General features: G+C 65.1%; 20 protein-coding genes. 10 read left to right on the top strand and 10 right to left on the bottom strand.

The window, feature by feature from the left end:
- Positions 1-34: 34 nt before the first annotated feature.
- The gene (locus AB0H00_RS15770; protein ID WP_357266252.1) at positions 35-1,474 is read left to right on the top strand and encodes a metallopeptidase; all 1,440 of its coding nucleotides are present in this window, start codon (positions 35-37) and stop codon (positions 1,472-1,474) included.
- Here AB0H00_RS15770 and AB0H00_RS15765 read toward each other — a convergent pair.
- The gene (locus tag AB0H00_RS15765; RefSeq protein ID WP_357266250.1) at positions 1,471-2,823 is read right to left on the bottom strand and encodes an FHA domain-containing protein; all 1,353 of its coding nucleotides are present in this window, start codon (positions 2,821-2,823) and stop codon (positions 1,471-1,473) included. The two genes, AB0H00_RS15770 and AB0H00_RS15765, sit on opposite strands and share 4 nt — an antisense overlap.
- 147 nt (positions 2,824-2,970) lie before the next feature.
- Here AB0H00_RS15765 and AB0H00_RS15760 point away from each other — a divergent pair, with 147 nt between their 5' ends.
- From AB0H00_RS15760 to AB0H00_RS15730, 7 genes are all read left to right on the top strand, one after another.
- A complete protein-coding gene (locus AB0H00_RS15760) occupies positions 2,971-4,176 on the top strand; it encodes a hypothetical protein (RefSeq protein ID WP_357266248.1) in 1,206 nt (401 codons plus the stop codon).
- A gap of 117 nt (positions 4,177-4,293) precedes the next feature.
- Positions 4,294-5,496: a hypothetical protein gene (locus tag AB0H00_RS15755; RefSeq protein ID WP_357266246.1), complete on the top strand. Its 1,203-nt coding sequence runs from the start codon at positions 4,294-4,296 to the stop codon at positions 5,494-5,496.
- 10 nt (positions 5,497-5,506) lie between these two features.
- Complete coding sequence (locus AB0H00_RS15750) at positions 5,507-6,712, top strand: hypothetical protein (protein ID WP_357266244.1); 1,206 nt, start codon at positions 5,507-5,509, stop codon at positions 6,710-6,712.
- Between the two features lie 30 nt (positions 6,713-6,742).
- On the top strand, positions 6,743-7,918 hold the full coding sequence (locus AB0H00_RS15745) for a hypothetical protein (protein ID WP_357266242.1): 1,176 nt from the start codon (positions 6,743-6,745) through the stop codon (positions 7,916-7,918).
- A 99-nt stretch (positions 7,919-8,017) separates the two neighbouring features.
- Positions 8,018-9,553: a serine/threonine-protein kinase gene (locus tag AB0H00_RS15740; RefSeq protein ID WP_357266240.1), complete on the top strand. Its 1,536-nt coding sequence runs from the start codon at positions 8,018-8,020 to the stop codon at positions 9,551-9,553.
- 432 nt (positions 9,554-9,985) lie between these two features.
- Positions 9,986-10,315 carry a WXG100 family type VII secretion target gene (locus AB0H00_RS15735; RefSeq protein WP_357266238.1) on the top strand — a complete coding sequence of 110 codons (330 nt, stop codon included), beginning with the start codon at positions 9,986-9,988 and terminating at the stop codon, positions 10,313-10,315.
- 30 nt (positions 10,316-10,345) lie between these two features.
- Entirely contained in the window at positions 10,346-10,642 is a 297-nt protein-coding gene (locus tag AB0H00_RS15730) for a WXG100 family type VII secretion target (protein ID WP_327112722.1), read from the top strand.
- Positions 10,643-10,749: 107 nt separating this feature from the next.
- On the opposite strand, the gene AB0H00_RS15725 is transcribed toward AB0H00_RS15730, so the two are convergent.
- Positions 10,750-12,192: a type VII secretion-associated protein gene (locus AB0H00_RS15725; RefSeq protein ID WP_357266236.1), complete on the bottom strand. Its 1,443-nt coding sequence runs from the start codon at positions 12,190-12,192 to the stop codon at positions 10,750-10,752.
- Positions 12,192-16,223, bottom strand: coding sequence for a type VII secretion protein EccCa (eccCa, locus tag AB0H00_RS15720; protein WP_357266234.1), 4,032 nt, complete (start codon positions 16,221-16,223; stop codon positions 12,192-12,194). Before eccCa ends, AB0H00_RS15725 begins: the two co-directional genes overlap by 1 nt.
- Positions 16,224-16,394: 171 nt before the next feature.
- Between eccCa and eccD the strand changes: the two genes are divergently transcribed.
- Together eccD and mycP are read left to right on the top strand one after the other, a co-directional pair.
- A complete protein-coding gene (gene eccD, locus AB0H00_RS15715; RefSeq protein WP_357266232.1) occupies positions 16,395-17,861 on the top strand; it encodes a type VII secretion integral membrane protein EccD in 1,467 nt (488 codons plus the stop codon).
- Positions 17,862-17,871: 10 nt separating this feature from the next.
- Positions 17,872-19,338: a type VII secretion-associated serine protease mycosin gene (gene mycP / locus AB0H00_RS15710; protein WP_357266230.1), complete on the top strand. Its 1,467-nt coding sequence runs from the start codon at positions 17,872-17,874 to the stop codon at positions 19,336-19,338.
- A 228-nt stretch (positions 19,339-19,566) separates the two neighbouring features.
- Here mycP and AB0H00_RS15705 read toward each other — a convergent pair whose 3' ends face one another.
- The 7 genes from AB0H00_RS15705 to AB0H00_RS15675 all read right to left on the bottom strand — a co-directional run bounded on the left by AB0H00_RS15705 (position 19,567) and on the right by AB0H00_RS15675 (position 24,897).
- Positions 19,567-19,986 carry a PIN domain nuclease gene (locus AB0H00_RS15705; RefSeq protein WP_357266228.1) on the bottom strand — a complete coding sequence of 140 codons (420 nt, stop codon included), beginning with the start codon at positions 19,984-19,986 and terminating at the stop codon, positions 19,567-19,569.
- Positions 19,977-20,195, bottom strand: coding sequence for a type II toxin-antitoxin system VapB family antitoxin (locus AB0H00_RS15700; RefSeq protein ID WP_357266226.1), 219 nt, complete (start codon positions 20,193-20,195; stop codon positions 19,977-19,979). Before AB0H00_RS15700 ends, AB0H00_RS15705 begins: the two co-directional genes overlap by 10 nt.
- A 104-nt stretch (positions 20,196-20,299) precedes the next feature.
- Entirely contained in the window at positions 20,300-21,118 is an 819-nt protein-coding gene (locus AB0H00_RS15695; RefSeq protein ID WP_357266224.1) for an ESX secretion-associated protein EspG, read from the bottom strand.
- A complete protein-coding gene (locus tag AB0H00_RS15690) occupies positions 21,115-22,398 on the bottom strand; it encodes a hypothetical protein (RefSeq protein WP_357266222.1) in 1,284 nt (427 codons plus the stop codon). The genes AB0H00_RS15695 and AB0H00_RS15690 overlap by 4 nt, the downstream gene beginning before the upstream one ends.
- Before the next feature lie 15 nt (positions 22,399-22,413).
- Positions 22,414-22,785: a hypothetical protein gene (locus tag AB0H00_RS15685; protein ID WP_357266220.1), complete on the bottom strand. Its 372-nt coding sequence runs from the start codon at positions 22,783-22,785 to the stop codon at positions 22,414-22,416.
- A 25-nt stretch (positions 22,786-22,810) separates the two neighbouring features.
- Positions 22,811-23,335 carry a DUF3558 domain-containing protein gene (locus AB0H00_RS15680; RefSeq protein WP_357266218.1) on the bottom strand — a complete coding sequence of 175 codons (525 nt, stop codon included), beginning with the start codon at positions 23,333-23,335 and terminating at the stop codon, positions 22,811-22,813.
- A gap of 215 nt (positions 23,336-23,550) precedes the next feature.
- Positions 23,551-24,897 carry a helix-turn-helix transcriptional regulator gene (locus AB0H00_RS15675; protein WP_357266216.1) on the bottom strand — a complete coding sequence of 449 codons (1,347 nt, stop codon included), beginning with the start codon at positions 24,895-24,897 and terminating at the stop codon, positions 23,551-23,553.
- Between the last annotated feature and the right edge of the window lie 69 nt (positions 24,898-24,966).

Here is a 24,966-nt window from a genome sequence, read left to right as displayed (position 1 = left end):
ACGTGAACGTGATACCGGCCGACCAGGGGGAGCCTTGCCGACATACAAAGCGACCGCGGTTATTGCTGCGATGCTGACCGTTCTGGTGCTGGTCGGAGGCTGCACCAGGCTCGTCGACGGCAGGGCTGTCTCCATCTACGACGACCCGTTCAAGGTCGCCGGGCTGCCTACGACCAGCGGTCCGAGCGGACCGCGGGACGGCGTCCCGGAGAGCACACTGACCGCGACGAACGGCGACGGCGGCGTTATGGACAGGTTGGCGCTCAACGCCGTCGACGACATCCAGACCTACTGGCGCGACGAGTTCGGCAAGGAATTCCGGGGTGAGTTCAAGCCGGTCGGCAAGCTGCTGTCCTGGAGCGCGAAGTCCCCGCGCACCGACGCGGTCGAGTTCTGCAAGGAGTCGACCTACCGCCTGGTGAACGCCGCCTACTGCCGACTGGACAATTCCATCGGCTGGGATCGGTCTGTCCTGCTTCCCACCATGGAGGAGACCTTCGGCAAGATGGCCGTGGTCATGGTGCTCGCGCACGAATACGGGCACGCGGTGCAGACCATGGCGAAGATCGTCGGCACAAAGGACCCGGTGATCGTCAAGGAGCAGCAGGCCGACTGTTTCGCCGGCGCGTTCATGCGCCACGTCGCAGAGGGTAAAGCCGCGCATTTCACGATCAACACCTCCGACGGCCTCAACTCGGTGCTCGCCGCCACCGTCGCCATCCGCGACTCCGATCCTGACGACCCGGAGAGCGTGCACGGTTCCGCCTTCGAACGGGTCACCGCCGTCCAGGTCGGCTTCACCGACGGACCGCGAGCCTGCAAGGGCATCGACATCGACGAGATCAACCAACGCCGCGGCAACCTGCCGACCAGCTTCGACGGAGAGTCGGGCGAGTACGAGATCACCAAGAACAATCTGATCGAACTCAGCAAGGCGCTTGCCGCGATCCTTCCGATACCCGAGGAACCGACCTACGACTACAGCGGGGCGAAAGTCGACTGCCGCAGCGGCGTCACGACCGAACCCGTGTCGTATTGCGCGGCAAAGAACGTCATCGCCACGGACATCCCCGGGCTGGCTCAACGCGGCACCGTGAACTCGGACCCGGATGAGCCGCTACCGGTCAAAGTGACCGGCGACTACAACGGCTACATGGTGTTCATCTCCCGATACACGCTCGCGGTACAGCGCAATCACAAGCAGCAACTCGTCGGTCCGAAGGCCGGACTGCGCGCGGCGTGCCTTTCCGGGGTGGTCACCGGAAAACTCGCGCAGACCGGACGGCCGGTGAACCAGGGCGACATCAAGCTCGCCGCAGGTGATCTCGACGAGGCCGTCTCGGGCTTGCTCACCGACGGACTGGCCGCGAGCGACGCCGAGGGCAAGACCGTGCCGAGCGGTTTCGCCAGGGTCGACGCGTTCCGGGCCGGCGTGCTCGGCGGGCAGAACACCTGCATGGCTCGCTACTCTTAGCCGAATGGTGGCGGGGCCGCGTGTTCGAAGCGGAGCACACGGTTGCCGAGCATGATTTCGGTGCCGGCGATCAGCACCATGGATTGGTTCGGGGCCAGGCGCACCCAGTCGCGGTAGCCGGGCAAGCGGGTGCGGGTGCCGTTGGTCGAACCTCGATCAACCACGGTTACGTCCCAGTTCACGAGGCGGATCTCGGCGTGTGCGCGTGACATGCCGCCGGAGGAGTCGTCCACCCGCAGCGGAACGAGTCCGCTCTCGGCCGCCGCGGAATGTTCCGGGTCGCGGCCGATCACCGCGTCCGCGGCCAGCATGTAGGTAGTGCCGTCATCGAGAATCAGCATGCCCAGTGGCGGGCGAACCACTTCGATCAGCCCCTGCGTCTGGTCGACCGGCATGCCGCACACGGTGCAGAACGCGGCGCGAGGATCACTGGGATGCGCTCGCGCGCATTTGAATCCCAGCACCTTGACGGTGAGCGTGGTGCCCCTCGCGGTCGCCTCCAGGCGACGTTGCAGATCCGGGTCGGGCAGCGGAGCGGGGTTGGTGCCACCAAGCTGGGTCGGCGCATCGTGCGGATCGGTCGGCTCCTGCTCGCCCCCGGAGTCGTGCATCGCGGTCGACGGGGCCGTCCGGTGCAGCTGGGGTGGCGGCATTTGTGGCCCGGGCGCTTGTTGGGGATTCAGCGCCTGCCGGACCCCGGAGTCGGCGGGCGGCTCATGCTCGATGCGGGCGGTCGGCAGCGGCGGCACCTCGGCGCGGCGATGCATGCCCTCGCGGCGGGACGACCGGCCATTCGTGGGCGCTCCGGCACGCGCGCCGTCGGACCAGACGACGGCGCCGCCCGCCTGCGCGATACCCTCGACCAGCCAGCCGATGCCACGCTCCGGCGGCAGATCCGGAATGCGGCCTTTCGCGTCATCGACGTACAAGGCGACCGCCCGCGCGGGAACCTCCGCGACCCGATCGACCGTGAACGCCGCACCGCTGCCGCGATACTGCTCGACCGTGCCGTCACCGGCCAGCACCGCGGTGACCGCACCGTGGAGGAAGATCGCCACGCCTCCGTTCTCGGCAGTGGAGAGAATGCCGAAGTCGATCGGCTCGCCCGGGCTGATCTGCTCGGCGTGTTTCATCAACCAACGGGTCGCCTGCCGGGCCACCACGGCGCCCGGCCCTTTCGGCTCCTGATCGGTCGCCGCGCGCACCAGTTCGGCCAACGATTCGAGGGCGATGCCGGCTGGAGAATCCTGATTCGGCCTGCCCGGACCGCGGTGCGCCACAACGATGACCGCGCCGGCGACCCTGGCCACAGCATGGCTACCTACGACAACCTCGACCTGCCGATCCATCAACGGTATCCGCCTCCACCGAAGGCACAGTGCAGGGTCGTCGTCACGCAGACCAGGGTATTGCAATGCGAGCACTATCGATCCCCCTCCCCGGGCGTCCGTCGGGTAACTTTCAGTGTCGGCAACGGGAGGAACGAGGGTCCTGTCATGGTTCGGACCAAACGCATTGCGTTCACCGCGTATTGCCTGACATGGGCAGGGCTGCTTGCCGGCTGCGCCAGCGTGCAGGGTACGCCCACCCCGGGGGAGATCGACGTGCGAAAGCTGGAGGTCGGCACCTATCCCGTGGACCGGCACCAGTACAACCAGGACTCCGCGGGCAAGGGCGCGCTGCTCGAAGGCATGCGGATGTCCGACGCGGTGGTCCCGACCGTCCGCATCGATCCGGCACTGAAAGTCGGCCGCGGCAGCACCGTGGTCGCCGACGCCGAGCAGGCGCTCGACTTCGTCGCCAAGGTCTCCAAGCCGGTCTTCGACAACCGCAAGCTGGTCGTCGGATACGCCGCCAGCGGCGCCGACCGCCCCGACCCCGCCGGCCAGACCAACCCGTCCTCCGCCGCCACCGCTATCACCGACGCCGTGTTCCGCTTTCCCGACCAGGCCACCGCGAAGCTTGCCGCCCGCGAGCTCGAGGACGTGGACATCGCCGTGTCGCCGGAGAACCGCAAGCTCTCATCGAAGAAGTATCCCGACTCACACATCCATTGGCGTCCCGGCGTTCCTACCGTCGGTGCCTTCATGGCCCACAAGGAATTCGTCATCTCCTTGTTCATCCAACGACCCGGTGCCGACGGCACCGACCTGGTGAGCTGGGTCGACAAGACCCTCGCCGCGCAGGTCGCGCAGCTGGACAAGTTCACCCCGACCCCCGTGAACAAGCTCGACTCCCTGCAGGTCGACCCCGACGGCCTGCTCGCCCGCGTCGCCGTCGCCGACCACAAGAGCCGCAGCCCTGATCCGACGACCTTCGCCGTCTACGGCGCCGACCACACCGTCCATCGCGCCGACGACGAGGCCGCACACCTGCGCCTGGTCGAGGACGCGGGCGTCGACCACACCGCCATCGTCGACGACAGCTACGTCGCCCGTACCCGCGACGCGGCCGCCGCCCAGGAACTGGCCACCGGTCTGTTGGAAAGCGAAAGCGCGCACTACGACACCCTCGGCGCCCCCAAGGACGTCCCTGGCGCCAAGTGCCTCCAGCTCAACAGCAACGGCGACCCGAAACGCGAATACAAGTACCGCTGCTACGTCGCCTACAAGCGGTACGTCGGCGTCGTCACCAGTGATAAGGAACCGGACGTGCGACAGAAGGTCGCCGCGGAGTATGCCCTGTTGGCGAATAGTTTCTGACCCGCGCACACCATAGCCGCAGACCGTTCGGTCTGATTCTACGGGGACTGGTGAAGTAGAATCCGCGGGACTAAGCAAGGCTTTTGGGGAGGGACGTTGCAGTTTGCTGCGAGACCGATGCCGCTCCGAACCGCATACGCCCTGATCATCATCTCGGGGATGCTGGTCGTCGGTGTCAGCGCATGTGGTTCGACGGTGTCGGGCCGGGCCGAACGGGTGCAGCCGGATCCGGCCACGTTGGATGTCGGGAACTATCAGACGAAGCCGCGCGAGATCGGTAACGCCAAGAACGAGAAACAGGCACGTGCGCGAGAATCGCAGCGGCTCGCCGACTTCGTGGCATTGCCGTTCGAGGCCGACCCCAGCTACGTCGAAGACGCCTGGGCCCTGCGGCCACACATCGTCTACAACCAGAAGTCGCTGGGGAAGCTGGTCGTCAACGACACCTTCGACGAGGTCGCGAAGGATCTCGTCGCGGGCTGGGTCAACGCGTGGAGCACCGGAGGCCCGCGGGAGGCGGCGAGGCGCACGCTCAGCCTGGCGGTGATGATGTTTCCCGACACCAAGACCGCCATGACAGTCGGCCCGACGCTCGAGCACGACGACTTCACCTACAACCGCGACAACCAACCGGTCGCGATCACGAAACACCCGCAGACGACGGCACATTGGCGTCCGGACGTGTCGTCGCTCGGTTCCTGGACCGTCCATGACCGGTACGTCGTCTACGTCAAGGTGGAGGACGACACTTCCGCGCCCGATCTTCCCGCTCTGACCGCACAGGTCGAGAAGATGCTGGACGTGCAGATACCGCTGCTCGACACGTTCCGGCCGACCCCCTCCGACGAACTCCCGCGGATCCCACTCGACCCGGGAGGGCTGCTCTCCCGGACGCTTCCGAGCAATCCGGAATCACCGATCCGCGCCGATCCGGACGGGGTATACGCCGGTCGTGGCGTCATGTCTCTGCTGGACGGCACGCAGAACTCCCTGGTAACCCTCGAAAAGAGCGGAGTCGATCTCGTCTCGTTCGGCGACGCCGTGGTCTTCCGTAGCAAGACGCGACAGGGCGCCGATGATTTATGGGCAGCCTGGCAACCGTCGAAACAGCTGAAATCCGATCAGAAGCTGGTCGGGACGCCGGCCGGGCTCGGCGACCATGTCGAGTGCTACGCGGAAATCGTGGCGAACAGTCAGGCACTCGGTATGAACCTGTGTGTCTTCCAGGTCGATCGATACACGGTGCAGGCATTCGGAAAGCAGTTGCAGGATCTGCACCAGAAGGTCTCCGCACAGTACGCGCTATTGACGAGTAAATGAGGGGCCCCGAGTGAGGTACAGACTTCAGACTTTCGCGGTACTCGCCAGCTCGATCCTCTTGGCCGCGGGATGCTCCAGCACCGTCGACGGCAATCCACAGCCCGGCATGTCGCCGGTGGATCCGGCGACCCTCAAAACCGGAGCGCTCGCCGCCGAGCCCACCGCGTACAACCCGCGGATAACCTCCGCGAACGATGTCCGCTTCATCGAAGCCCGCCGGATGCTGAACTATCTGGTACACCCGTTCGACGTCGACAGCGACATCACCGATATGGGCTACGTCAAGCTGATCGCGACGCCGCTGAGCATGGTCAACCCGGGGGCGTTCCCGGAGAAGTACCAGGTGGTAGGCGAGAAGTACAACGTGCTTGCCGGTGCCTATGTCTCGCGGACCAACGGGAATCTGCGCGGCACAAAGAAATTGATCATCTCGATACTCCGCTTTCCGACCGAGACCGACAGCAGGAACGCCGCGGAGGAGTTCGACCGGATCACCAACGAGGAGCCCGGCAGGCATCCCATTCCGATCGATGGATATCCCGACGCCAAGTCGACCTCGGGAAACGACTTGGCCGCCATTGCGTTCCTCCAGCATGGCCCGTACGTCATCTCGGCCAACGCGGGAGTACCCGAGCCGAACAAGGACGCACTCGCGAGTGTCTTGAAGAAGACGATCGATCGGCAGATCGCCGAACTGGACAAGCAGCAGCCGGTTCCGCTCGACGACCTGCTCGACCTGCCCCTCGACCCGGACGGAATCATGCGCCGCGCCGCGCCCTCGGCGAAGGACTACAGCGACCCCTTCTTCGGCCGAGATGATTTCGGCCATTATCAGCCGTCCGGGATCTTGCACTTCGAACGCAATCCGATCGAGGTGCGCAGAGCGTTCGAAGAAGGTGGCGTCGACCTGATCGGCCGCCAGAGCGGAACGGTGTATCGGACGCGCGACCTTCCCTCCGCGTTCCGCCTTCAGGCGGCTCTCGCGAAGCCTGCGAAGAACGACGAGGTTGTCGCCCCGCCGCCCGGCCTCGCGGACACACGGTGCCTGAAGTTGGACTACAGGGATGTCAACCGTTTGCACAAGGGGTTGTGCGTCATCGTGTACGACCGATACGTCGCCGTGGTGGTCTCCAAATTTCCCGAGATCAGCCGGGTGGACCCGCAGTTGCTGGAACGGGCCGCCGCTCAGTACTCGATTCTCGCGAAGAGTGGGTGACCGTCGATGCGGATACGAAGCCTGACGTGCGTGATGCTCATCGCGTGTGTCTTCGCGGCCGGCGCTTGCGGGGGTGACACCACCGAGCAGGCGGACGTCCAGCGAGTCGATGTCACGAAATTGGATTCGGGCAGCTACCCGACGACGCCGATCGATGTCGAGCAGACCAGGACCGACCAATCCGGAGCAGTGCGCGAAGCGATACGCATCGGTGCCGCGACACCGCTCATGTCGGACATCGACAACCGATACATCTACCAAAATCCCGGATACCGCACGCGGGCGATCACTCCGAAGACACCGCCCTCGCTGAAAGCGGTGGACCGCAGTGAATTCGATGCGGTGGCGCCCGGCCTGGTGGCTGGGTGGTTCACGCAAGGACAGCGGAGGAAGGAATTCTCCGTCGGCAGCGAGGTGCTCGTCTACGTTCTCCGCTTCTCCGATGCGAGCCACGCGTCCGCGGCGGTCAAGGAACTCATCGAGCGTGTTCCGGGTGACAGCATCTCCATTCCCGGCTATCCGGAGGCCCGAACCAGGCACAATGCCCACACCGAGTTCGGCATAAATTATCTGAGCACCGGGCTCGCGCACGGCGAGCTGGCGCTGCTGGTCCAGATCAACGACCCGATCAGCCGCCCCTTCGCTCCCGGCCCTCCCGCCGATCTCACCAAGCGCTCTTTCGACAAGCTCATCGACATGCTCCGGCAGTACACACCGACACCGATCGACAAGGTATCCGCGCTACCGCTCGACATGGACGGGATGCTCAGCCGGACGGTGCCGCTCGACGACAACAACAAGTCGGTCGACGGTTCCGATCGGTCAGGGGTGTATCCGGCGCAGGCCCTGCTGCATTCGGAGCAGGACCCGAATTCGGCGCGCTCCGCGTACACGGACGCCGGTGTCGACTATGCCGCGGCCGTCGGCGCACTGGTTCTGCGGGCCAAGGATTCGGCGGCCACGACCCGGCTGCTGGCCGCGATCTCGTTACCGGTCGCGACCGAGTACGACAAGGCGGACAGCCCGGCGAACCTGCCGGAAGCCAAATGCTTCAAGCCGAAAGAGGGGCCGGGCAAGTCCCCGATGGACGAGCCGGTGTGCTACTTCGCCTTCGATCGTTACGTAGCCCAGGTGAGCAGCAAGAACATCCAAGACCTGCAGCAAAAGACCGCGGCGCAGTACAAGCTGTTGGCCTATGGGCGCTGACCACCGCGCCGGGTGTCGGTCGAACGCCCGGCTTTCGCTTGCTAGATTTTCCCCGAAAGCACGTCGGTGGGGGCGTTCGACATCGTTGAGGAGGACCGAATGGCGTTGCGGCCCGGCGCAATCATCGGCGGATACCGGGTACTTCAGGTCCTCGGCAGCGGCGGCATGGGAACCGTCTACCTGGCGCAGAATCCGATCCTGCCCCGCCGGGATGCCCTGAAGGTTCTCAGCGCAGACCTGTCCACCGACGACGAGTTTCGCGCGCGGTTCGAGCGTGAGGCCAACCTTGCGGCAGGCCTCGACCATCCGAACATCGTCGCCGTGTACAACCGCGGCGAAGAGGACGGCCAGCTGTGGATCGCCATGCAGTACGTCCCCGGCACGGACGCCGCGGAGGAGGCGAGGAAGGGACGGGCGGTCATGACTCCCGAGCGAGCGCTGCGCACCGTCTCAGAGGTGGGCAAGGGCTTGGACTACGCCCATCGGCGCGGGCTGCTGCACCGCGACGTCAAGCCTGCCAACTTCCTGCTCTCCACTGTCGACGGAGACGACGAGGAACGGGTGCTGCTCACCGATTTCGGCGTCGCAAAATCCTCGGAGGACGGCCAAGACCTCACGGCCACAGGCAATTTCATGGCGACGGTGGCTTATGCGCCCCCCGAGCAATTGGTCGGAGGAACCCTCGACCCACGGGCCGACATCTACAGTCTGGGCTGTTCGTTCTTCAAACTGCTCACCGGCCAGAATCCCTACCCCTCGACCATGCCCGCCGTAGTGATGATGGGCCATCTGCATGAGCCACCACCGAGGTTGAGCACTGTCCGTCCGGACTTGCCCGCAGCGCTCGACGGTGTGATCGAGAAGGTGATGGCGAAGGACCCTGCCCACCGGTACGGCACCTGCCGCGAATTCATCCAGGCCGCCGAAGCGGCGTTGTACGGCGCCTCGCAGTACCGCGCTTCCGAAACGACCCACTCGACGGACCCGCGGGCGCCGATGACCGACCCCCGCACCGCGATCAGCGCGTATGGGCCGCCTCGCGAGGCCACTGATCAGCGGTTGATCGAGACGATCCGAAGCCGCAGCGAGCGTTCCGCCGCCAGACGCTTTCTCGGACCCGCGATCATCGCCGTCGTCATAGCAGTCTCGATCGCCGCCGGCACGTACTTCCTTACCCGGGGTGGGGCGAACTCTTCCGGCTCGGGAAGCAGCCTGGCCCAGGTGCGCGACAATCATCCTGAATTCGACGGAAAGACGATCACCGCATTCAATTTCGGTAATTCCACCCTGTCCGCCGTGCTGACACCGAGTGATCAGTCGAAATTCTTGCAAGATATCGGTTTTCGATACAGCACCAAGTACAAGGCGGTCGGTGACGAGAAATCGCCGCGGGCGATGTCGGCGAACAGCTATACGACCGATATCGATTCCGAAGTGGTGATCGTACTCAGATCGGACAGCCAGGCCGGAAACGGCGGACTGCGCGGTCTCCCGAATGGCATCCTCTCCGGCTCGGCGAAGATCGTCGTCGTCGACGACCCTTCGACCGTGCAGGCGTTCCAGGTGTGGACCGGCCAGTCCGTGGATGTGCTGGTGGACAAGATGGTTCCCACCATCGCGAAGATCGTCAAGTAGTCCCCTGCGCGGTGCACTGGACTGGATGATTCGGACCGCGGCTCGTAAACGCGCTCGCGCACGAGCTCCGTTGCCGACCTTGGTATTCCACGTTCGCTGGTAGCGCGACAGCACGCCGTTCGGTAGGGTGTTGCGCAGCCAGCCCACTCGCCGGTTCAGGTGGTAGCGAGCAGGGGGAAGGAGGGGAGCAGCGCGCTGGCAGCGACTATACAGACGCGACGGCACCTGCGGTCGGACGTCCGGGGGGATCTCATCCAGGCCTTCCGTACCTCGGCGTAGCCAGTCGCCCACTTGGGACGCGCTTTTCGACGCAAATCCGCCAGATAGTTGTGAACCGGGTGGAACCGATCGAGCGGCAGCCGCGTCCAACTACATGAAGAGGTCAGCTGGCACTTGCGACGTTGACCGTCAACCGAAACAGGAGGAGCCACCATGGCAGGGTCTCTCTCAGCGGATAATGAACTCATCGGGCAGAAGGCGAAAGAGTTTCAGGAGCAGCACAACAACTTGATGCTCGCCATCCGACAGCTGAAGACCGATGAGGACAACGTGACGAACGGCGCCAACTGGCAGGGCCAGGCGCGCGACGCGTTCAACGCCTTTATGGAGCGGTACTACTTCCAGGCGGACAAGCTCAACGACAAGCTGATGGAGACGTCGGAGAAGCTCATCAAGGCCGGTTCGACGTTCGAGGACCAGGACACCGACTTCGCCCAGCAGGTGCAGGCCCAGGTCTCCAGCCTGGAACTCCCTCCGGTCTAACCAGAATCACGTAGCAAAGGAGCCTGAACAATGGCAGCTGGAAAGCCCATATCCGCCAACTTCTCGGGCGTCGAGGACGGGGCTCGGGCGATCATCGCCCGAGCCGAAGGGATCAGGAACGAGCTGGAGGCCTTTCACAAGAAGGTCGAAGAGTTCGTGACGACCAACTGGAAGGGTGACGCGAACGAAGCGTTCGCCGAGCTGCAGCGGTCCTGGAACGGCCATGTCGAGCAGCTGAACCAAACCCTGCACGGTGCCGCAAAGCTGGTCAGCTCGGGAAACTCCGAGCTGCAGAGCACGGACACCGCCCTCGCCGGTCTGTTCTGAGCATCGCCTCGAACCGATTCGTGCCCCCGGCAGATCGTTGCCGGGGGCACGAATCTTTGTGTAAGTCATTCACCTCGAGCCAATACGGCTGGCTGGCACCTTCGTGTTCACTCGATCACATGAACAGAGCTACCGAGTCTCTCGCAGGTATTCGACAAATCCAGCCAGCTCTCACCGACGTACTGACACCCCACACTGACCTGGATCCCATTCTCCAGCAAGACCTGCCAGCGAACCGTTGATCCGTCGCGGGGGCGCTCGGTGTACGCGAGTCCCGAGCGTCCGCCGAAGACCACCTCTCGCTTCACATCGCTCAGCGCACCGTTCGGGCGTTGCGCCATCTGGGCTTCGAGGTTGGCCACGACCTGTTCGTAGTCAGAGCCTCGGACCAGGGTCGTCTGCACGACGGTCATTCGCTGCCGGGAGCCGTCCTCGGGGGCGAGATCGATGCGGGACTTGCCATCGCCGGGCGCGGAGACAATACGCCATCCTGTCGGTAGCTGAAAGCTGATGCGACCGAACATTTCCGGCGCGGATACGGTCGACGTCGGCGGCAAAGTGGGAGCAGTCGACTCCGACGCGGCGGAGGTCGCCGGTATTCCCGCCGTCGTGGCCGTGTCGTTGGAACGGCCCAGCAGGATGACTACAGCGACTACAGCGACTACAGCGACAACGGCCACCGCCGCGATGTAACTTGTCGTCCGGTGGCGGCTCGGCCGCTGCGCGGCAGCACGATCGCGCAGCGGCTGCATCCATTCGGTCGGCGTCAGGGTTGGTGCGGCATCTCGCGGGTCGGCCGGTTCCGGCCTACGACTACGGATCAAGTCGGGGCCTACCACACCGCGCACTTCGACGGCGGTGCCAGCGGTTTGCTGGACGGCTGTGCCGAGCAGTTCTAGCATCACAGGGTCGGATACGCCGATGACCTGGGCGAGATCGACTGGCCGCTCACCGAGCAGGCGGTCGATCAGCGCGCACAAGTCGTCGAACGCGCGCGATTCCGCGGTGATCTCAGCAAGAGCGAGAGTTGGCTCGTGCTCGCAGGATTCGATGTGGATACCGTGGTGATCGCGGATCACCGCGGACGCCGTCGTGGTCAGCGTGCCGAACTCCAGGACCACAGTGCGACTGCTGTGGCTGGTGCCTTCGTCGACCGCTACCGACCGCACCGCCATCTCCTCGAACGCGACATCGGCCGCGAATCCTCGTGCTGCCTGGTCGAGTACCGAGCGGCGCGGCGAACCCCAGTCCGTCGGGCAGATGAGAATGATCCGCTCGCAGGGCACTGCTACGCCGAGGTTCTCGAGCACGGCAGCAAAGACAGCGCTCACCCCGTCGACCACCGATGGCGCACGCGGCGTCAGCGCGATCGCGTCTGCCGGGATGAATTGAACAGCCGAACTCACCAGAGTGGGCGGTGTCAGTGGTTGACCGACCACCAGGTCGAACCCATTGCTGCTCAGGCCGATCGAGGGCGGCACGTCCCAGTGTGTGGTCGCGCCACGTGCCCAGACACGCGTCTCCGTGACCACCAGCTCAACGGTGGACATCAGGGCAACGGCATCCAGGCCGACTGCACCAATCCCTCACCGTTGCGCGTGACGAGGGTGCCGCGCCCCGGCGGCATGAGGCTCGGTCGCGTACTGCCCATGAGCACACCCTCGTCGCGGCTACAGCTCATGATCAGACCTGCCGAGCCGAGATCCTTCATCCTGGCCAACGTAGCCTCGTACATCGCCCTACTCGCTCCACCCGAGCGGCGGGCGATAACCAGGTGGAATCCGAGGTCACGGGCGTGCGGCAAGTGTTCCACCAGCGCCTGTACCGGGTTACCCGCCGAGGTGGACACCAGGTCGTAGTCGTCGACGATGACGTACAGTTCCGGGCCGGTCCACCAGGACCGTTCCCGCAGCTGCTGGGGCGTGACGTCCGGGCCTGGGGTGCGCTTGCTGACGTAGGCAGCCAGATCGTTCATGTTCTGGGTGAACTGCGGCGCCGTCGAGCCGTAGCCCGCGAGGTAGCCCTCGGGGACCAGTCCGAGCATGGAGCGCCGGTAGTCGCCGAGGATGAAGCGCGCCTGGTCCGGGGTGTTCGACGCGGCGATGCCCTCGATCAGCGAACGCAGCAGCGTCGTCTTACCCGATTCGGTGTCGCCGATGATGATGAAGTGTGGGCTCTCAGCGAAATCGATGTAGACCGGAGCCAGCTCGGACTCGTTGATACCGAACGGGATTCGCATGCACTTGGCGTTCGGGTCGACCTGCGACGGCCACTCCCCCGCCAGGTACAGCAGCTGCTCCCGCGGGAGCTGCTCGGGCAGCATGCGGACCTCCGGTGCCGGACGGCCCGGCGTCAGCCTGGCGATGGTGGCGACCGCGTCGCTGACCGCTTGGCCCAGGTTGTCGGGGTTCGCGCTGCCGTCGATGCGCGGCAGGCTGGTCAGCATGTGCAGGCACTCCGGTGTCATACCGCGGCCCGGTCGGCCCTGGGGGACCAGCGAGGCGAACTTGCGGCCCAAATCGGAATCCATCGGATCACCGAGGCGCAGTTCGATTCTGGTGCCGATCTGATCCTTGAGCGCCGGGCGCGCCTCGGCCCACCTGGCGAGGGCGATGACCACGTGCACGCCGTAGGACAGACCCTGCACCGCGAGGTTCATGATGGTCTGCTCGAGCATCTCGAAGTCCTGGCGGATCGAACCGAATCCGTCGATCACCAGGAATACGTCGCCGAAAGGATCTTCGTGCGCGCCGGCCGCGGCCGGGCTGCTGGCCGGATCCATCGAACGCAGACGGCGGAACTCTGTCATCGACTCGATACCGAGATGGCGGAAGCGAGCCTCGCGCTGCCGGACGATAGTCGTCATTTCGGCGATGGTGCGCCGGACCTGATCCTCGTCCAACCGGCTCGCGACCGAGCCGACGTGCGGCAACCCGAGCAGGCTGGCGAGCGTGCCGCCACCGAAGTCGAGACAGTAGAACTGCACCTGTTCGGCGGTGTGCGTCATCGACATCGCCATGACCAGGGCGCGCAGCGCGGTCGACTTGCCGGACTGCGGACCGCCGACGACGGCGACATTGCCGCGGGCACCGGACAGGTCGACGATCATCGGGTCGCGGCGCTGGTCGTAGGGGCGGTCGACGATGCCGATCGGGGCACGCAGCGTGGCCACCGCGGAGTACTCGCCGGTGAGGATGGAGCGCGGGATGAGCTGGTCGAGCGTGGGGGCCTCGTCCAGCGGCGGCAGCCAGATCTCGTGGGCCGGGCGGCCGTGCCCGCGGATCCGGGAGACCAGCATGCTCACGTTGGACAGCTGCTCGCCGTCCTCGTCATGCTGCGGTTCCAGACTCGGCTCCGGTGGCAGCGGAACGCGGTCCGCGGCGCGGAAGCCGACGTGTGTCGCGGTGAACGGCCGTGCCTTGATGTCGATTTCGCCGGACTGGGTGGCGATGGTGATGTCGCGCTGCGAGCCGCCGCCGACGTACGGGCCGGAGACATAGGAGGCCTGGAAGCGCTGGATCTCGCCCGAGTCCGCCTTCAGGTAGCCGCCGCCGGGGTGGTTCGGCAGGTTGTAGGCATCGGGCACGCCGAGTACCTGACGGGATTCGTTGGCGGAGAACGTCTTCAGACCGATCCGATAGGACAGGTGGCTCTCCAGGCCCTTGAGTTTGCCTTCTTCCAGGCGCTGCGAGGCGAGCAGCAGATGCACGTGCAGTGAACGGCCGAGGCGGCCGATCATGACGAACAGCTCCGCGAAATCCGGGTGTTGGGTGAGCAGTTCGGAGAACTCGTCGAGCACGACGAACAGGGCGGGCAGCGGGTCGAGGTCGGCGCCCGCGGCGCGTGCCTTCTCGTACTCCGAGACGTTGGCGAAGTTGCCTGCCGCGCGCAGCACCTCCTGGCGGCGGTTCATCTCGCCGGCCAGGGCATCCTTCATGCGGTCGACGAGGTCTGCTTCCTCCTCCAAGTTGGTGATGACGGCGGCGACATGCGGCACGCCGTCGAGACCGAGGAAGGTCGCGCCGCCTTTGAAGTCGACGAGTACCAGGTTCAGCTGGTCCGGCGAGTGGGTGGCGAGCAGGCTGAGTACAAGGGTGCGCAGGAACTCCGACTTACCGGAACCGGTGGCTCCGATGCACAATCCGTGCGGGCCCATGCCGTTCTCGGCGGCCTCTTTGATGTCCAATTCCACCGGAAGGCCGTCAGCACCGACACCGAAGGGAACACGCAGGCGTTCCCGGCCATAGCGCGGACGCCAGGCGTGCTCGGGGTTGAACGCGCCGATGTCGCCGAGGCCCATCAGCTGGCTCCAGGTCGAGATCACCTCGGAGTCATCGGATTCCACGTCACTGCTGCGCTGGGTCGCCGCGCGATAGGGCGCGAGTCTGCGCGCCACCTGCTGGGCCTGCTGCGGGCTGATCCGGTCGATGAGCGCGAAGCGTTCCTGATTGCCGGTCGCGCCGCGGCCGACGCACTCGCCGTTCTCCACGATCATCTTGATGCCGCGGGACACCGCTAGACGCGGCGCGTAGCCACAGAGGTCGATGATCGTGACGCCCTCGTAGCCGGATTCGCGCAACTGATCGTCCTCGGCCTCGAGCAGACCCCCGTCGACGACGATGACGATGTGCACCATGTTCGCGTTGGCGGGCTGATTCCTGGAGTACCGAACCCGATTGCCGAGCAATGGATGTAGGCCGGCCATGGCTTCCCGGATCGAGCCGTAGAACATGCGCTGGGTGCCGATACCGTCCTGCGCGTCGGGATGTTGGGTGTGCGGCAGCCATTTGGTCCACTCCCATTCCCGCGCCGTATCGGCTCCGCAGACGACGGCGACGAGCACTTGGTCCGGCGCCTGGAACATGCACAGCTGCACCAACATCGCTCGGGTCATGTCCCGCGCCTCGCCGCGGTCGCCGTCCAGCGCGATCGTGGCGAAGCCCTTGACCGCGATCGCGGTCGGCAGGTCGGGCACTGTCGAGTGGGCACGCACGAAGCGGCGCAGCGAGACCGCGGCGATCGGCTCGAGCTCCTCGACCGGACCGGTCTCCGGCGCGACCAGCCGGGTGGCCAAGCGCTGACCGCCGATACCGATGCGGGCGTGGCAGAAATCCTTGTCGCCCGCACGGCGCTCCCACATGCGACTGGTGCCCGCGAGCATCCAGATCAATCCCGGTTCGGAATGGCTCCATTCGACCGACGCGCGCTGCTGCCGCGCAGTCTCGTCGACATCCCTGCGGACCTGGTCGAGATAGCGAAGGTAGTCCTTGCGGTCCTCGTTGGCCTCCGCGGCCTTCTGCCCCTTACCCCCGCCCTGGCCCGCGAACATGCCGACCATGGAGAACAGCATCATGACCGGGAACATCATGCTCATCGGATTCGACGCGATGCCGCTGCCCTGGGTGAACATCAGGGCCATCATGCCGACCATACCGATCACCATCACGACCGGCATCAGCTTCATCAGCAGGTTTCCCGGTGTCACCCGGGGGATTTCGGGCGGCGGCTGCAGCGTGACCTCGCCACCGGGTAAACGCGGCATCTCGCGGCGCGCACGGCGCTGGAAGCGGACAGTGCTCATCGACGAGAATCCCCCTTAGGCAAGCTGTGATTCGGGCTCAGTGTAGAGGTCACAGCCGACATGTCGTACAGTTCGACCAGCATTCTGCTGCCCGAACCGTGGGTTCGCAAGAGCGCCCATGACCAACGGGGTTTGCGGAATCACGAGGTAGAAGACCGAGTTGGGGGAAGCTTGACGCACGCGCGCCTTGACCACATCGACGAAGAATCCTCGCGCGGTATCGTCCGCGCGCCCGACCTCGCCAGGGTGACGATTCTGGCCAAGCACACCCAGGTCGACATGGCGATCCCGGTCGATGTGCCGGTCGCGCTGGTGATTCCGAGCGTCGTCGACATGGTCGCCCAGCACAGCAGGACGAACGACTTCGACAACGAGGGTGAGCGTTTCGAGCCCGCCGAATGGGTGCTCGCCCGCATCGGCCATCCCCCGTTCTCCAACTCCCTCAGCCTGGGCGAGCACGGCGTCCGCGACGGCGAACTGCTGATGCTGGAGAGCGCCTCACACATGGCGCCGACACCGCTGTTCGACGACATTATGTACAACGTCGCGATCGCCGACACCGACCACTACCGCAGCTGGACTCCGAAGGTCGCGCGGATCACCGGCTCGGTGCTCGCGGCGGTCACCATGACCGTCGGCTGTCTCGGCCTGCTGCTGTCTCCCGACGCACTGCCGATCGCGGTGGGCGGCTCGGTCGCGCTGGTGGTCGCGATCCTGCTCGTGGTCGCGGCGATGGTGCTGAGCAGGATGTACGGTGACACCACCACCGCGCTGGTACTCGGCGGCTGCGCGCTGCCCGCCGCCTTCACCGCGGGCATGCTCTACGTGCCCGACAACTACGGCTGGCCGCACATTCTGCTCGGTTCGGTGGTGCTCGGCGCGACCGCGATCCTGGCCTGGCGCGTCACCGGTGTCGGCCTCGCGCTGTTCATCGGCGCGGCCACCCTCCCGACCTACGCGGCGCCCGCCGCGCTGGTCGGTCTGTTCACCGATCAGCCCGAGCGCGCGATCGGCGCCGGCGTAGCGGCACTCGGGCTCGGCGGGCTCTCGCTGGCGCCCCGGGTATCCATGCTGCTCGCCAAACTGCCGCTGCCGCCGGTTCCTTCGCCCGGCACTCCGATCGACCCGAGCGAGGACGATCCGGACGACCACCGGGCGCTGCCGACCATGGACGTACTGCGTGTGAAGTCGGAACGTGCCCGCATGTACCTCGCCGGCTTGGTCGCGGCGACCACGCTGGTCACCGCCATCGGCGCGCTAGCGGCCACCGACCCGAAGACCGACGACCCGTACTGGCAGGGCGTGGCGTTCGCGGTGGTCTGCGCGGTGGTGCTGATGTTCCGCAGCCGCACGTACGCGGGCGCCGAACAGGCCGTCGTGCTCATCTCGGGCGGGTCGGCGATCGTACTGATCATGTTGGTGGGAGCCGGTTTCGCGATGGACCAGCCGCTTACGGTGTTCGGCGCGGCGATGGTCGGGCTGATCGCGGCGCTGATCCTCGGCATCATCGTCCCGAACCAGTCGGCCACCCCGCCGATGCGTCGCGGCGTCGAACTGCTCGAGTACGCGTTCGTCGCCGCTGTGTTGCCGCTGGCATTCTGGGTCGCCGACCTCTACTCGCTCGTCCGCTCGCTGTGAGCTCGCCAGGATGACTCCGAAGCATCTGGGCGGCAGACGTTTCCGTGTCGTACGGACCGGTACGGCCGCGTGCCTTCTCGCGCTCAGCGTGTCCGTCGGGTTCGGAGCGACTACCGGAAGCCCGCTCGCGCATGCGGAGAAGCCGACAGTGAGCCCGGACACGCCGCCGCCACCTGGAAATCCAGCCGCACCGCCGGACAAGACCGAGCGTGCGGCGAACACCCCATGCGTCGGTACCGGATCCGGCGGCGACGGGCCGACGACCCCGGCGGCGCAGCTCTCACTCGGCCTCGAACACGCTTGGCAGTTCTCCCGGGGCGCAGGACAACTCGTGGCGGTCATCGACACCGGCGTCGTCCGTCATCCGCGGCTACCAGGGCTGATCTCGGGCGGCGACTATGTGAGCAGCAGTGACGGAACCGAGGACTGCGATGCCCACGGCACCCTCGTCGCAGGGCTCATAGCGGCGACGAAGGTTGACGGTCAAGGCTTCTCGGGGGTCGCGCCCGAGGCACAGATCCTTGCCATCCGGCAGAGTAGCGGCCTGTATCAGAAGGAAGGAGCGAATCGGGACAAGGGGCCGGACGCACTGCCCCAGGCGTACGGCACCACTCGCACCATGGCGTCGGCGATCCGTCGCGCGGCGGACATGGGAGCCACCGTCATCAATGTGTCCGAGGTCGCGTGCAGGCCGACTTCGGAGCCATTCGAAGATACCGACCTCGGCGCCGCTGTCCGGTATGCCGCGATCGAGAAGAACGTGGTCGTGGTGGTAGCGGCCGGTAACTCCGACGAGAACTGCAAGGGCACCAACGCGGTCATCGATCCTCTCGATCCAGCCGCGGACCCGTGGAGCAAGGTGAACCTCAATGTGTCGCCGGCCCGCTACGACGATTACGTGCTCTCCGTCGGTTCCATCGACCAGAACGGGCAGCCGTCGAAGTTCACTGTGCCCGGGCCGTGGCTCGGCGTGGCGGCGCCCGGTGAGAACATCACCTCTCTCGATCCACTGTTCAACGACCCGAACAGCAAAGGAACAGCGGTCCAAGTCAGCAGCATCCGTCAACAAGGCCAGCTCGGACCGATTCAAGGCACCAGCTTCGCCACGCCCCTGGTGTCGGGTGTCGCCGCACTCGTACGGGCCCGTTTCCCAGAATTGAGCGCGCTGGACGTCATAAAACGCATCGAGGCCACCGCGCACGCCCCCGCGGAAGGGTGGAACCCTTACATCGGCTACGGCGCCGTCGATCCGGTCGCGGCCCTGACCGCCGAGGTGACCGGGGAACTGTCCCCGAAAAGGCCCAGCGTCGCCAAGAGCCAACAGCTAGCCGTACCCGCTGCGCCTCCGGCGCCGGACCATACGGCCCGCAACGTCGCGCTGATCGGCTCCGGCGTGATCGCGCTGTTGCTCATCCTCGGCTACCTCGCGTCGTTCCCACTCCGCCGCAGGTTCGGCGTCAGTCCCGACGACATGTGACGGATGTCCGCTCGGCGAGAGCATGAAGGTTCGCGCGTAGAGCGCGTCATGCAGGCTGATCTGATCGATAGGCTCGGCGAGCCGCACGGTGATTCCGGCGGCCTCGGCCTCGCCGTGCTGCCGGGCCTCCTCTGCCTCTTCCACCTTTCCTTGGCCCGATACCGCCGGTCACACGCGCCTCCCTACAAGGTTCTGATGCCCTGCGCGCAGCAATCTGGCCCGGAGAAATCACACCGTGCCCGCGGGGACGATCCACCGCATGGGCTGACCGGTGATCTGCGCAACAGTGTCGAAGTCCGCGTCATAGTGCAGAACTGTCAATCCGCCTAGCTCTGCGGTAGCTGCTACCAGGAGATCAGCCAAGCCTGCGCTCCGCAGCCAGCCCCGTTCGGCCATCTTGTACTGCACTTCCCGCACGCGCTCCCAGACTCGCGCGGGCATCACTTGCCAGGGATAGATGTCGGCAAGATCATCCCGATCCTGTTCGAAATCAGCCAGGGACCGGGATGAGTAGAGGAACTCCGGCTCGTTCGCCGCGCAGATGTGCACCAGACCCGCCCACACAGTGCCCGCCCACACAGAGGAAACGGTGGGATGCCCCATACGCGCCAGGGCGCTGGTGTCGATGAGATATCGCTCTACCGCCACGCCTCGGCCTTACGCCCAGGCGCGATGACGTCGTCGTACGCACCGGCCTGGGACCGAGCCATCATCCGCTGCAGTGCGGCAGACCGTCGATAAAACGCGATGACCTGGTGCAACGCCGCGTTGACGGTGTCCTTCTTGGTCGTGGTGCCGAGCAGATCACCGACCTCGACCAAAGCCGCGTCATCGATGTCTATCATCGTTCGCGACATCTTTTCCACCTCCAACATATGCATCAAGCCCCGTGCCCGGCGCTGTCAGCGGCCCCACCAGGTACAGAAGATGTCCTTGACGCGCCGAGGACATCCTCCGAGTGTCAGGTGTAGCAGTAGTCGGGGTCGTTGTCTTCGCGGTATGTGCGGACTGTGGTGTCGATCAGGCGCCGCAGGCAGGTATTCAGTGTGGTGGTGTCAGCGGGTTCGGCGCGGATCTCGTGGGCGCTGTGGCGCACCAGGTATCGGCCGTCGGGGAAATCCATGACGTGCAGGTCGCGGGCGGCGGAGGGGCGGTTGTCCCAAGCCGGTCCGGGGTGGACGGCGATGTGGACGATGGCGCTGCGGAGGCGTTCGAAGAATCGTTGCGCCTGTTCGCGGGGTGGCTGTGGGGCGTCGTCGTGGAATGCGGTGAACGGGCGATCCTCGTCGTCGAGGTCGTGCCGGGACACCTGCAGGGCGGCGCCGGTGCCGCGTGCGGTGTCCGGGAGCGCGCCGAGCACATGGCGGGCAACGTTATCGGCATCGATGAGCGACATGCGCACGCGCCCACCAGAATTCGAACTGACAGTCGGCTCCTGGGTTAGCAGCACGGCATGCCGGTGGTGCACGGCGGCGTGCACACGGATTCGGTGCTGCGGGTCGCCGCCGTTCAAGAGGTCGGCCGGTCTGGTTGCCGCGCCAGCGAATCCGGTGGCTTCGATGCGCGCCTCCGGTTCATCGAGCAGCCGCAGGGCGGTGTAGATGTCCTCGTTCATCCGCTGCGCGAGGTCGGCCGCCTCCGTTTTCCACTCCTGCACGTAGGCATCGACGGTGTCGTGACCGGACCGGTACTGCAACGGATACGGCAGCACATCCCGGTCGATACCACGCCACAGCACCGCGTAGCCCAGTGCGCTGAACGTCCACTGCCGCATACTCATCCACCCAGCACCGGAGGCACCGTCTTGGGCCGGTGGGCTTCGTCCTGACCGGTCAACTCGTCACCATTTGCCTTCGACACCAGGGCTTCGCTGATCTTCGACTTGTGTTCCTTCTCGTCGTCGGGTTTACCGCGGGCACCCGGCGGCATCATGCCGGGCGATCCGCCCATTCCCGGTGTGCCTGACCGTGCTGAACTCGGCCGACCCCCGCCCGGTGCGACCGGTGTTCCCGGCACACCTGGCATCGACTTTCCAGGACCGCCCGGCGGAGCACCGGAAGGCACCCCTGGACCGCTGGGTCCGCCAGGGATGGAGCTGGATGGACTGCCCGGCTGGGTGCTCGACGGCGTCGTCGCGGCGGGGTCGGCATTCGCAGGGATGGTCGGGTTCGCTTTCGATGGATCGAAAGCTGTTGTGGCTGGGGGATTCACACCTGCCGGGGTCGTGTCGGCCGGATTCTCGCCGGTCGACTGGTCCGGTGGGTTCGACGGCCGATCGGAGGCTGGGTTGTCCGGAGTCTGACCGCTCGGCCCGCCCTGCTGGTCAGAAGTGCCCTGCGGTGTCCATGGCGCGTTCGTACCTGGATCGCTCACCGGATTGTGCGGGCGTGGTACCAGCGGAACCTGGGTATCGCTCTCCCGCACGGCCGGGTAGAAGACGTTGTTGATCACGTGGGCATTCGCGGCGGCGGTGACGTCGCGGCGGTGATCGTTCATCTTCCAGGTCGGACCGGGCACCCAGCTGGCGACATCGCTCGTCCAGGTCGACTTGGAGTCCGGCTGCACGGCCGGTTTGGTGATCTCCACCGCTGACCGCACCAGCTTCACCTTCTCCGCCACGATCTGCGCGGAAGCGACCAGCTGCTGGGATTCGTCGACGTACTTGCGGATCCCCTCGGCCGCCTTGGTCCCGGCGCCGCCCTGCCACTTCTCGGCGATCGCCTGGAGAATCGCCGGACCGAACTCTTTCTGGCTGTCCTGCAGCTTGTTCCGCAGGCCCTCCCACATCTGGTGCACGCCCGTGACCGCGGATTGATTCATCTTCTGCACACGCTCGTAGATATCATCCAGACTCTCGGGATTCTTATACGAATCCGCCGGAACCTTCGACGACTGGAACTGAATCCCAAAACCGCCATTGAGAATTTCGCTGATCCGATTCCGCGCGATTACCGCATCGGAGCTCTGATCGCCATTGGCGTTCGCATACGAATCTGGGGGGCCGCTCTTCGACTGCTCCCGCAATGCGATAATCACCGCCGCCAGCATCGGAATACTCACAACCGCTCCCCCCGATCAGCCGACCTGGATATTCGCAATAGTCTGCGCGTTGACCCGCTCTTGCTCCACCAAGCGGTCAACCGAGACCTTGATCGTATCCCGGATGCCTTCCAAGACGGCAATGTGCTCGGCGAGGGAGGAGTCGAAGTCACCCTCACCACCGATGGCCTTGGTGCCCAACATCTTCGCGAGCTCATCGGCACAAGGGAAATCGCCGAGACCAGTGACGTTGGACATGATCTTTAGCATGGAACGACACTCGTTGTACACCCGTATCCGATCCTCGCATGCCTTGAGGCAGTCACGAGAGACGGAATCGTCAAGGTATAGACGGCCACTTTTCGCCTCATCGGCAAGATATCGCCACAACGTGACGTCCTCGTTCATCGCCATACGCGCCTTCCCCCTCAGGTCACTTCGGGAACAACGGTACTAGGACATCAGCCGCAGCGGTAGCGCGATCACATGGGCTCACGGAGGCGCTGGGCGATAGTCTATTGAAGGATATTTGCAACGAGCCTCCACCCGCCGAGAAAAGTAGGTCACAGGTCTCATTTCGTTTATCACTATCCCTGCGGAATTTCCACCCACTGCGACCTGTCACTGATACGCCTACAAAGTCGACGTTTTCTTTCTTCTTCTTGAAGTCATCCACTGTGAAAATCGTGGAGTAGATTGTCAAGGAGTAGTCATGCCCTGGCGGATGGTACCAGGAGCAAATCTTCCAACCATCCAACTGAACTCCTCCAACTCCAGAATCGCGAGAAGCCGGATCAACATCGAGACGGCGCAGAACCTCATCGCCGATCTGCGTACACGGATCCCAAAGCGCCTCAGTGGCAGCCTTCTGGTCAATGCCCGTGCTCGGTGTCGCCGACCCGTCGGTCGACTGTGAACACCCTGTGCCGGGCGCGAGGAGCCCCGCCAGCGCAACCACAGCTGCCACCGTCCGTCGTCCCACGAAGTGCCTCCCGTCAAACCGTTACGTCCTCCGAAGTCTATGACGCACCAGCTGCGGATCCGGTTCCATCGGACTCCGGACAAATCGGTGTGGTGGCCCGGAACAGTTGTGCTGGTGCAGAACTGCCCGTCCTCAGCCGACACATCCCGGTGCTGGCTGACATTCGGCGTGCGCTTCGAAAAAGACGTGGGCTATGTCGACCGGCGGAATTCGCCTTGTCCTACAGCCGAACCGCACAATGCGTCGAAGCGGAGGCGGAAGTGTTCGACCTCGTCCCCGGAAACCTGTCCGGCAGCGGCTCGCACCGGTCGGAGTTCCTGCATCAGCCGCCGTGAACTGACTAGACCCGTCAGAAGCGACAAGACGGCTTGGCCCTCCGCTATCGCCATGCGCAGCTCTCCGAGACCAGAAAGTGCCACAGCGAAGTATGCCCGGTAGGAAGCTTCGTCTCGAGGTTCATTGCTCGAGCACCGAACATTTTGGCGGTACAGCTCGACAGCTTTGCTGTGCTGGCCAAGCAATTTGCGGCCTTTGGCTTCGTGCGCATGAAGCTCATCCGGCGTCACGAAGTGCAGCCAGATCGGATCGTCAGCATCGTCCAAGCCCCGATCCGCCTCACGCCACACACGGACCATTGTTCGCTCGAACTCCTGCCGATCACCGACGGCCGCGTGGGCGACAGCCTCTCGGGCCATCCGCAGCGCATTCAAGCGAGAAGAGGGGACATGGCGGGCAAGATCGGTCACCCTCCGCGCCAGTCGCACCGGCTCACGGCTGGTCGTCGGCCGGTCTGTCGTCAGGATGCTCAATCCGCCGAGCGCACCGGCCATCATGTCGTCATCATTGCTTTGTTCGGCTAGCAGCAACGCGTCGGTATAACGCTGTCGCGCAAGGTCGGTCATGCCGCTGTCATGGGCAAGCCACCCAACGCAACTGCACAATCGGCCCGTTTCGGCGATCAGTTCTGCACCTGTCCGTACTCCGTACTCGCCGTGGTCGAGCAATCGCCGTGCCAGGCGATATTGCTGGATTGCGAAGTCGACGATCGCGCCGCTGCCGAATTGGTTGTCGTGCTCCCACAACTGCTGAGTCACCGTGCGCAGGTAGGCAATGTGGCCGGTCCCGACACGTATCGGATCCGACCACGGAAGGTCGGCCGCCGCACCCGTCGCGACCACCGCGACCGTTGCCGCCTGGACGAATTGTCTTCGATCCACGTCGTCGACTCCTTCACCCTCCCCACCGTCGATGGTCCCCGCGTCGGGGTCGCCGAGCAAGAGGGGCAACAGTGCGGACCTGGGTATCCCGAGCGCATCCGAAGCCCGGACCAATTCGCGCACATCGAATATCGTGCCCACTTCACCGCGTTCGACCCGTCCGGCGTGAGTACGGTCCCAGTGCAGCAGTTCCCCGAAATCGGCCTGGGACAAACCCATCTGCTTACGCACGAGCGCCAGCGCCGGGCCCGGCATCCCCGAGGCGAGCAACTGCCGGAATCGCGGCGAGTCCCACACGACAGTGAAAACTGAATTGGTCACATCCGGCCCCCTGATCCGAAGCGATACGCAATGCCCGGAACTCTATTCCCGGCAACACAAATCGTGGCG

It is taken from the genome of Nocardia sp. NPDC023852 (genome assembly GCF_040639505.1).
GTDB lineage: Bacteria > Actinomycetota > Actinomycetes > Mycobacteriales > Mycobacteriaceae > Nocardia.
The sequence above is the reverse complement of the archived record's forward strand: the minus strand, read 5'-3'. Positions and strand labels throughout refer to the sequence as shown.

Coding starts and splice junctions, on each gene's coding strand:
- AB0H00_RS15765 (WP_357266250.1), bottom strand. CDS start 2,823: ATGGATCGGCAGGTCGAGGTTGTCGTAGGTAGCCATGCTGTGGCCAGG.
- AB0H00_RS15760 (WP_357266248.1), top strand. CDS start 2,971: ATGGTTCGGACCAAACGCATTGCGTTCACCGCGTATTGCCTGACATGG.
- AB0H00_RS15755 (WP_357266246.1), top strand. CDS start 4,294: ATGCCGCTCCGAACCGCATACGCCCTGATCATCATCTCGGGGATGCTG.
- AB0H00_RS15740 (WP_357266240.1), top strand. CDS start 8,018: ATGGCGTTGCGGCCCGGCGCAATCATCGGCGGATACCGGGTACTTCAG.
- AB0H00_RS15735 (WP_357266238.1), top strand. CDS start 9,986: ATGGCAGGGTCTCTCTCAGCGGATAATGAACTCATCGGGCAGAAGGCG.
- AB0H00_RS15730 (WP_327112722.1), top strand. CDS start 10,346: ATGGCAGCTGGAAAGCCCATATCCGCCAACTTCTCGGGCGTCGAGGAC.
- AB0H00_RS15725 (WP_357266236.1), bottom strand. CDS start 12,192: ATGTCCACCGTTGAGCTGGTGGTCACGGAGACGCGTGTCTGGGCACGT.
- eccCa (WP_357266234.1), bottom strand. CDS start 16,223: ATGAGCACTGTCCGCTTCCAGCGCCGTGCGCGCCGCGAGATGCCGCGT.
- mycP (WP_357266230.1), top strand. CDS start 17,872: ATGACTCCGAAGCATCTGGGCGGCAGACGTTTCCGTGTCGTACGGACC.
- AB0H00_RS15700 (WP_357266226.1), bottom strand. CDS start 20,195: ATGTCGCGAACGATGATAGACATCGATGACGCGGCTTTGGTCGAGGTC.
- AB0H00_RS15695 (WP_357266224.1), bottom strand. CDS start 21,118: ATGAGTATGCGGCAGTGGACGTTCAGCGCACTGGGCTACGCGGTGCTG.
- AB0H00_RS15685 (WP_357266220.1), bottom strand. CDS start 22,785: ATGAACGAGGACGTCACGTTGTGGCGATATCTTGCCGATGAGGCGAAA.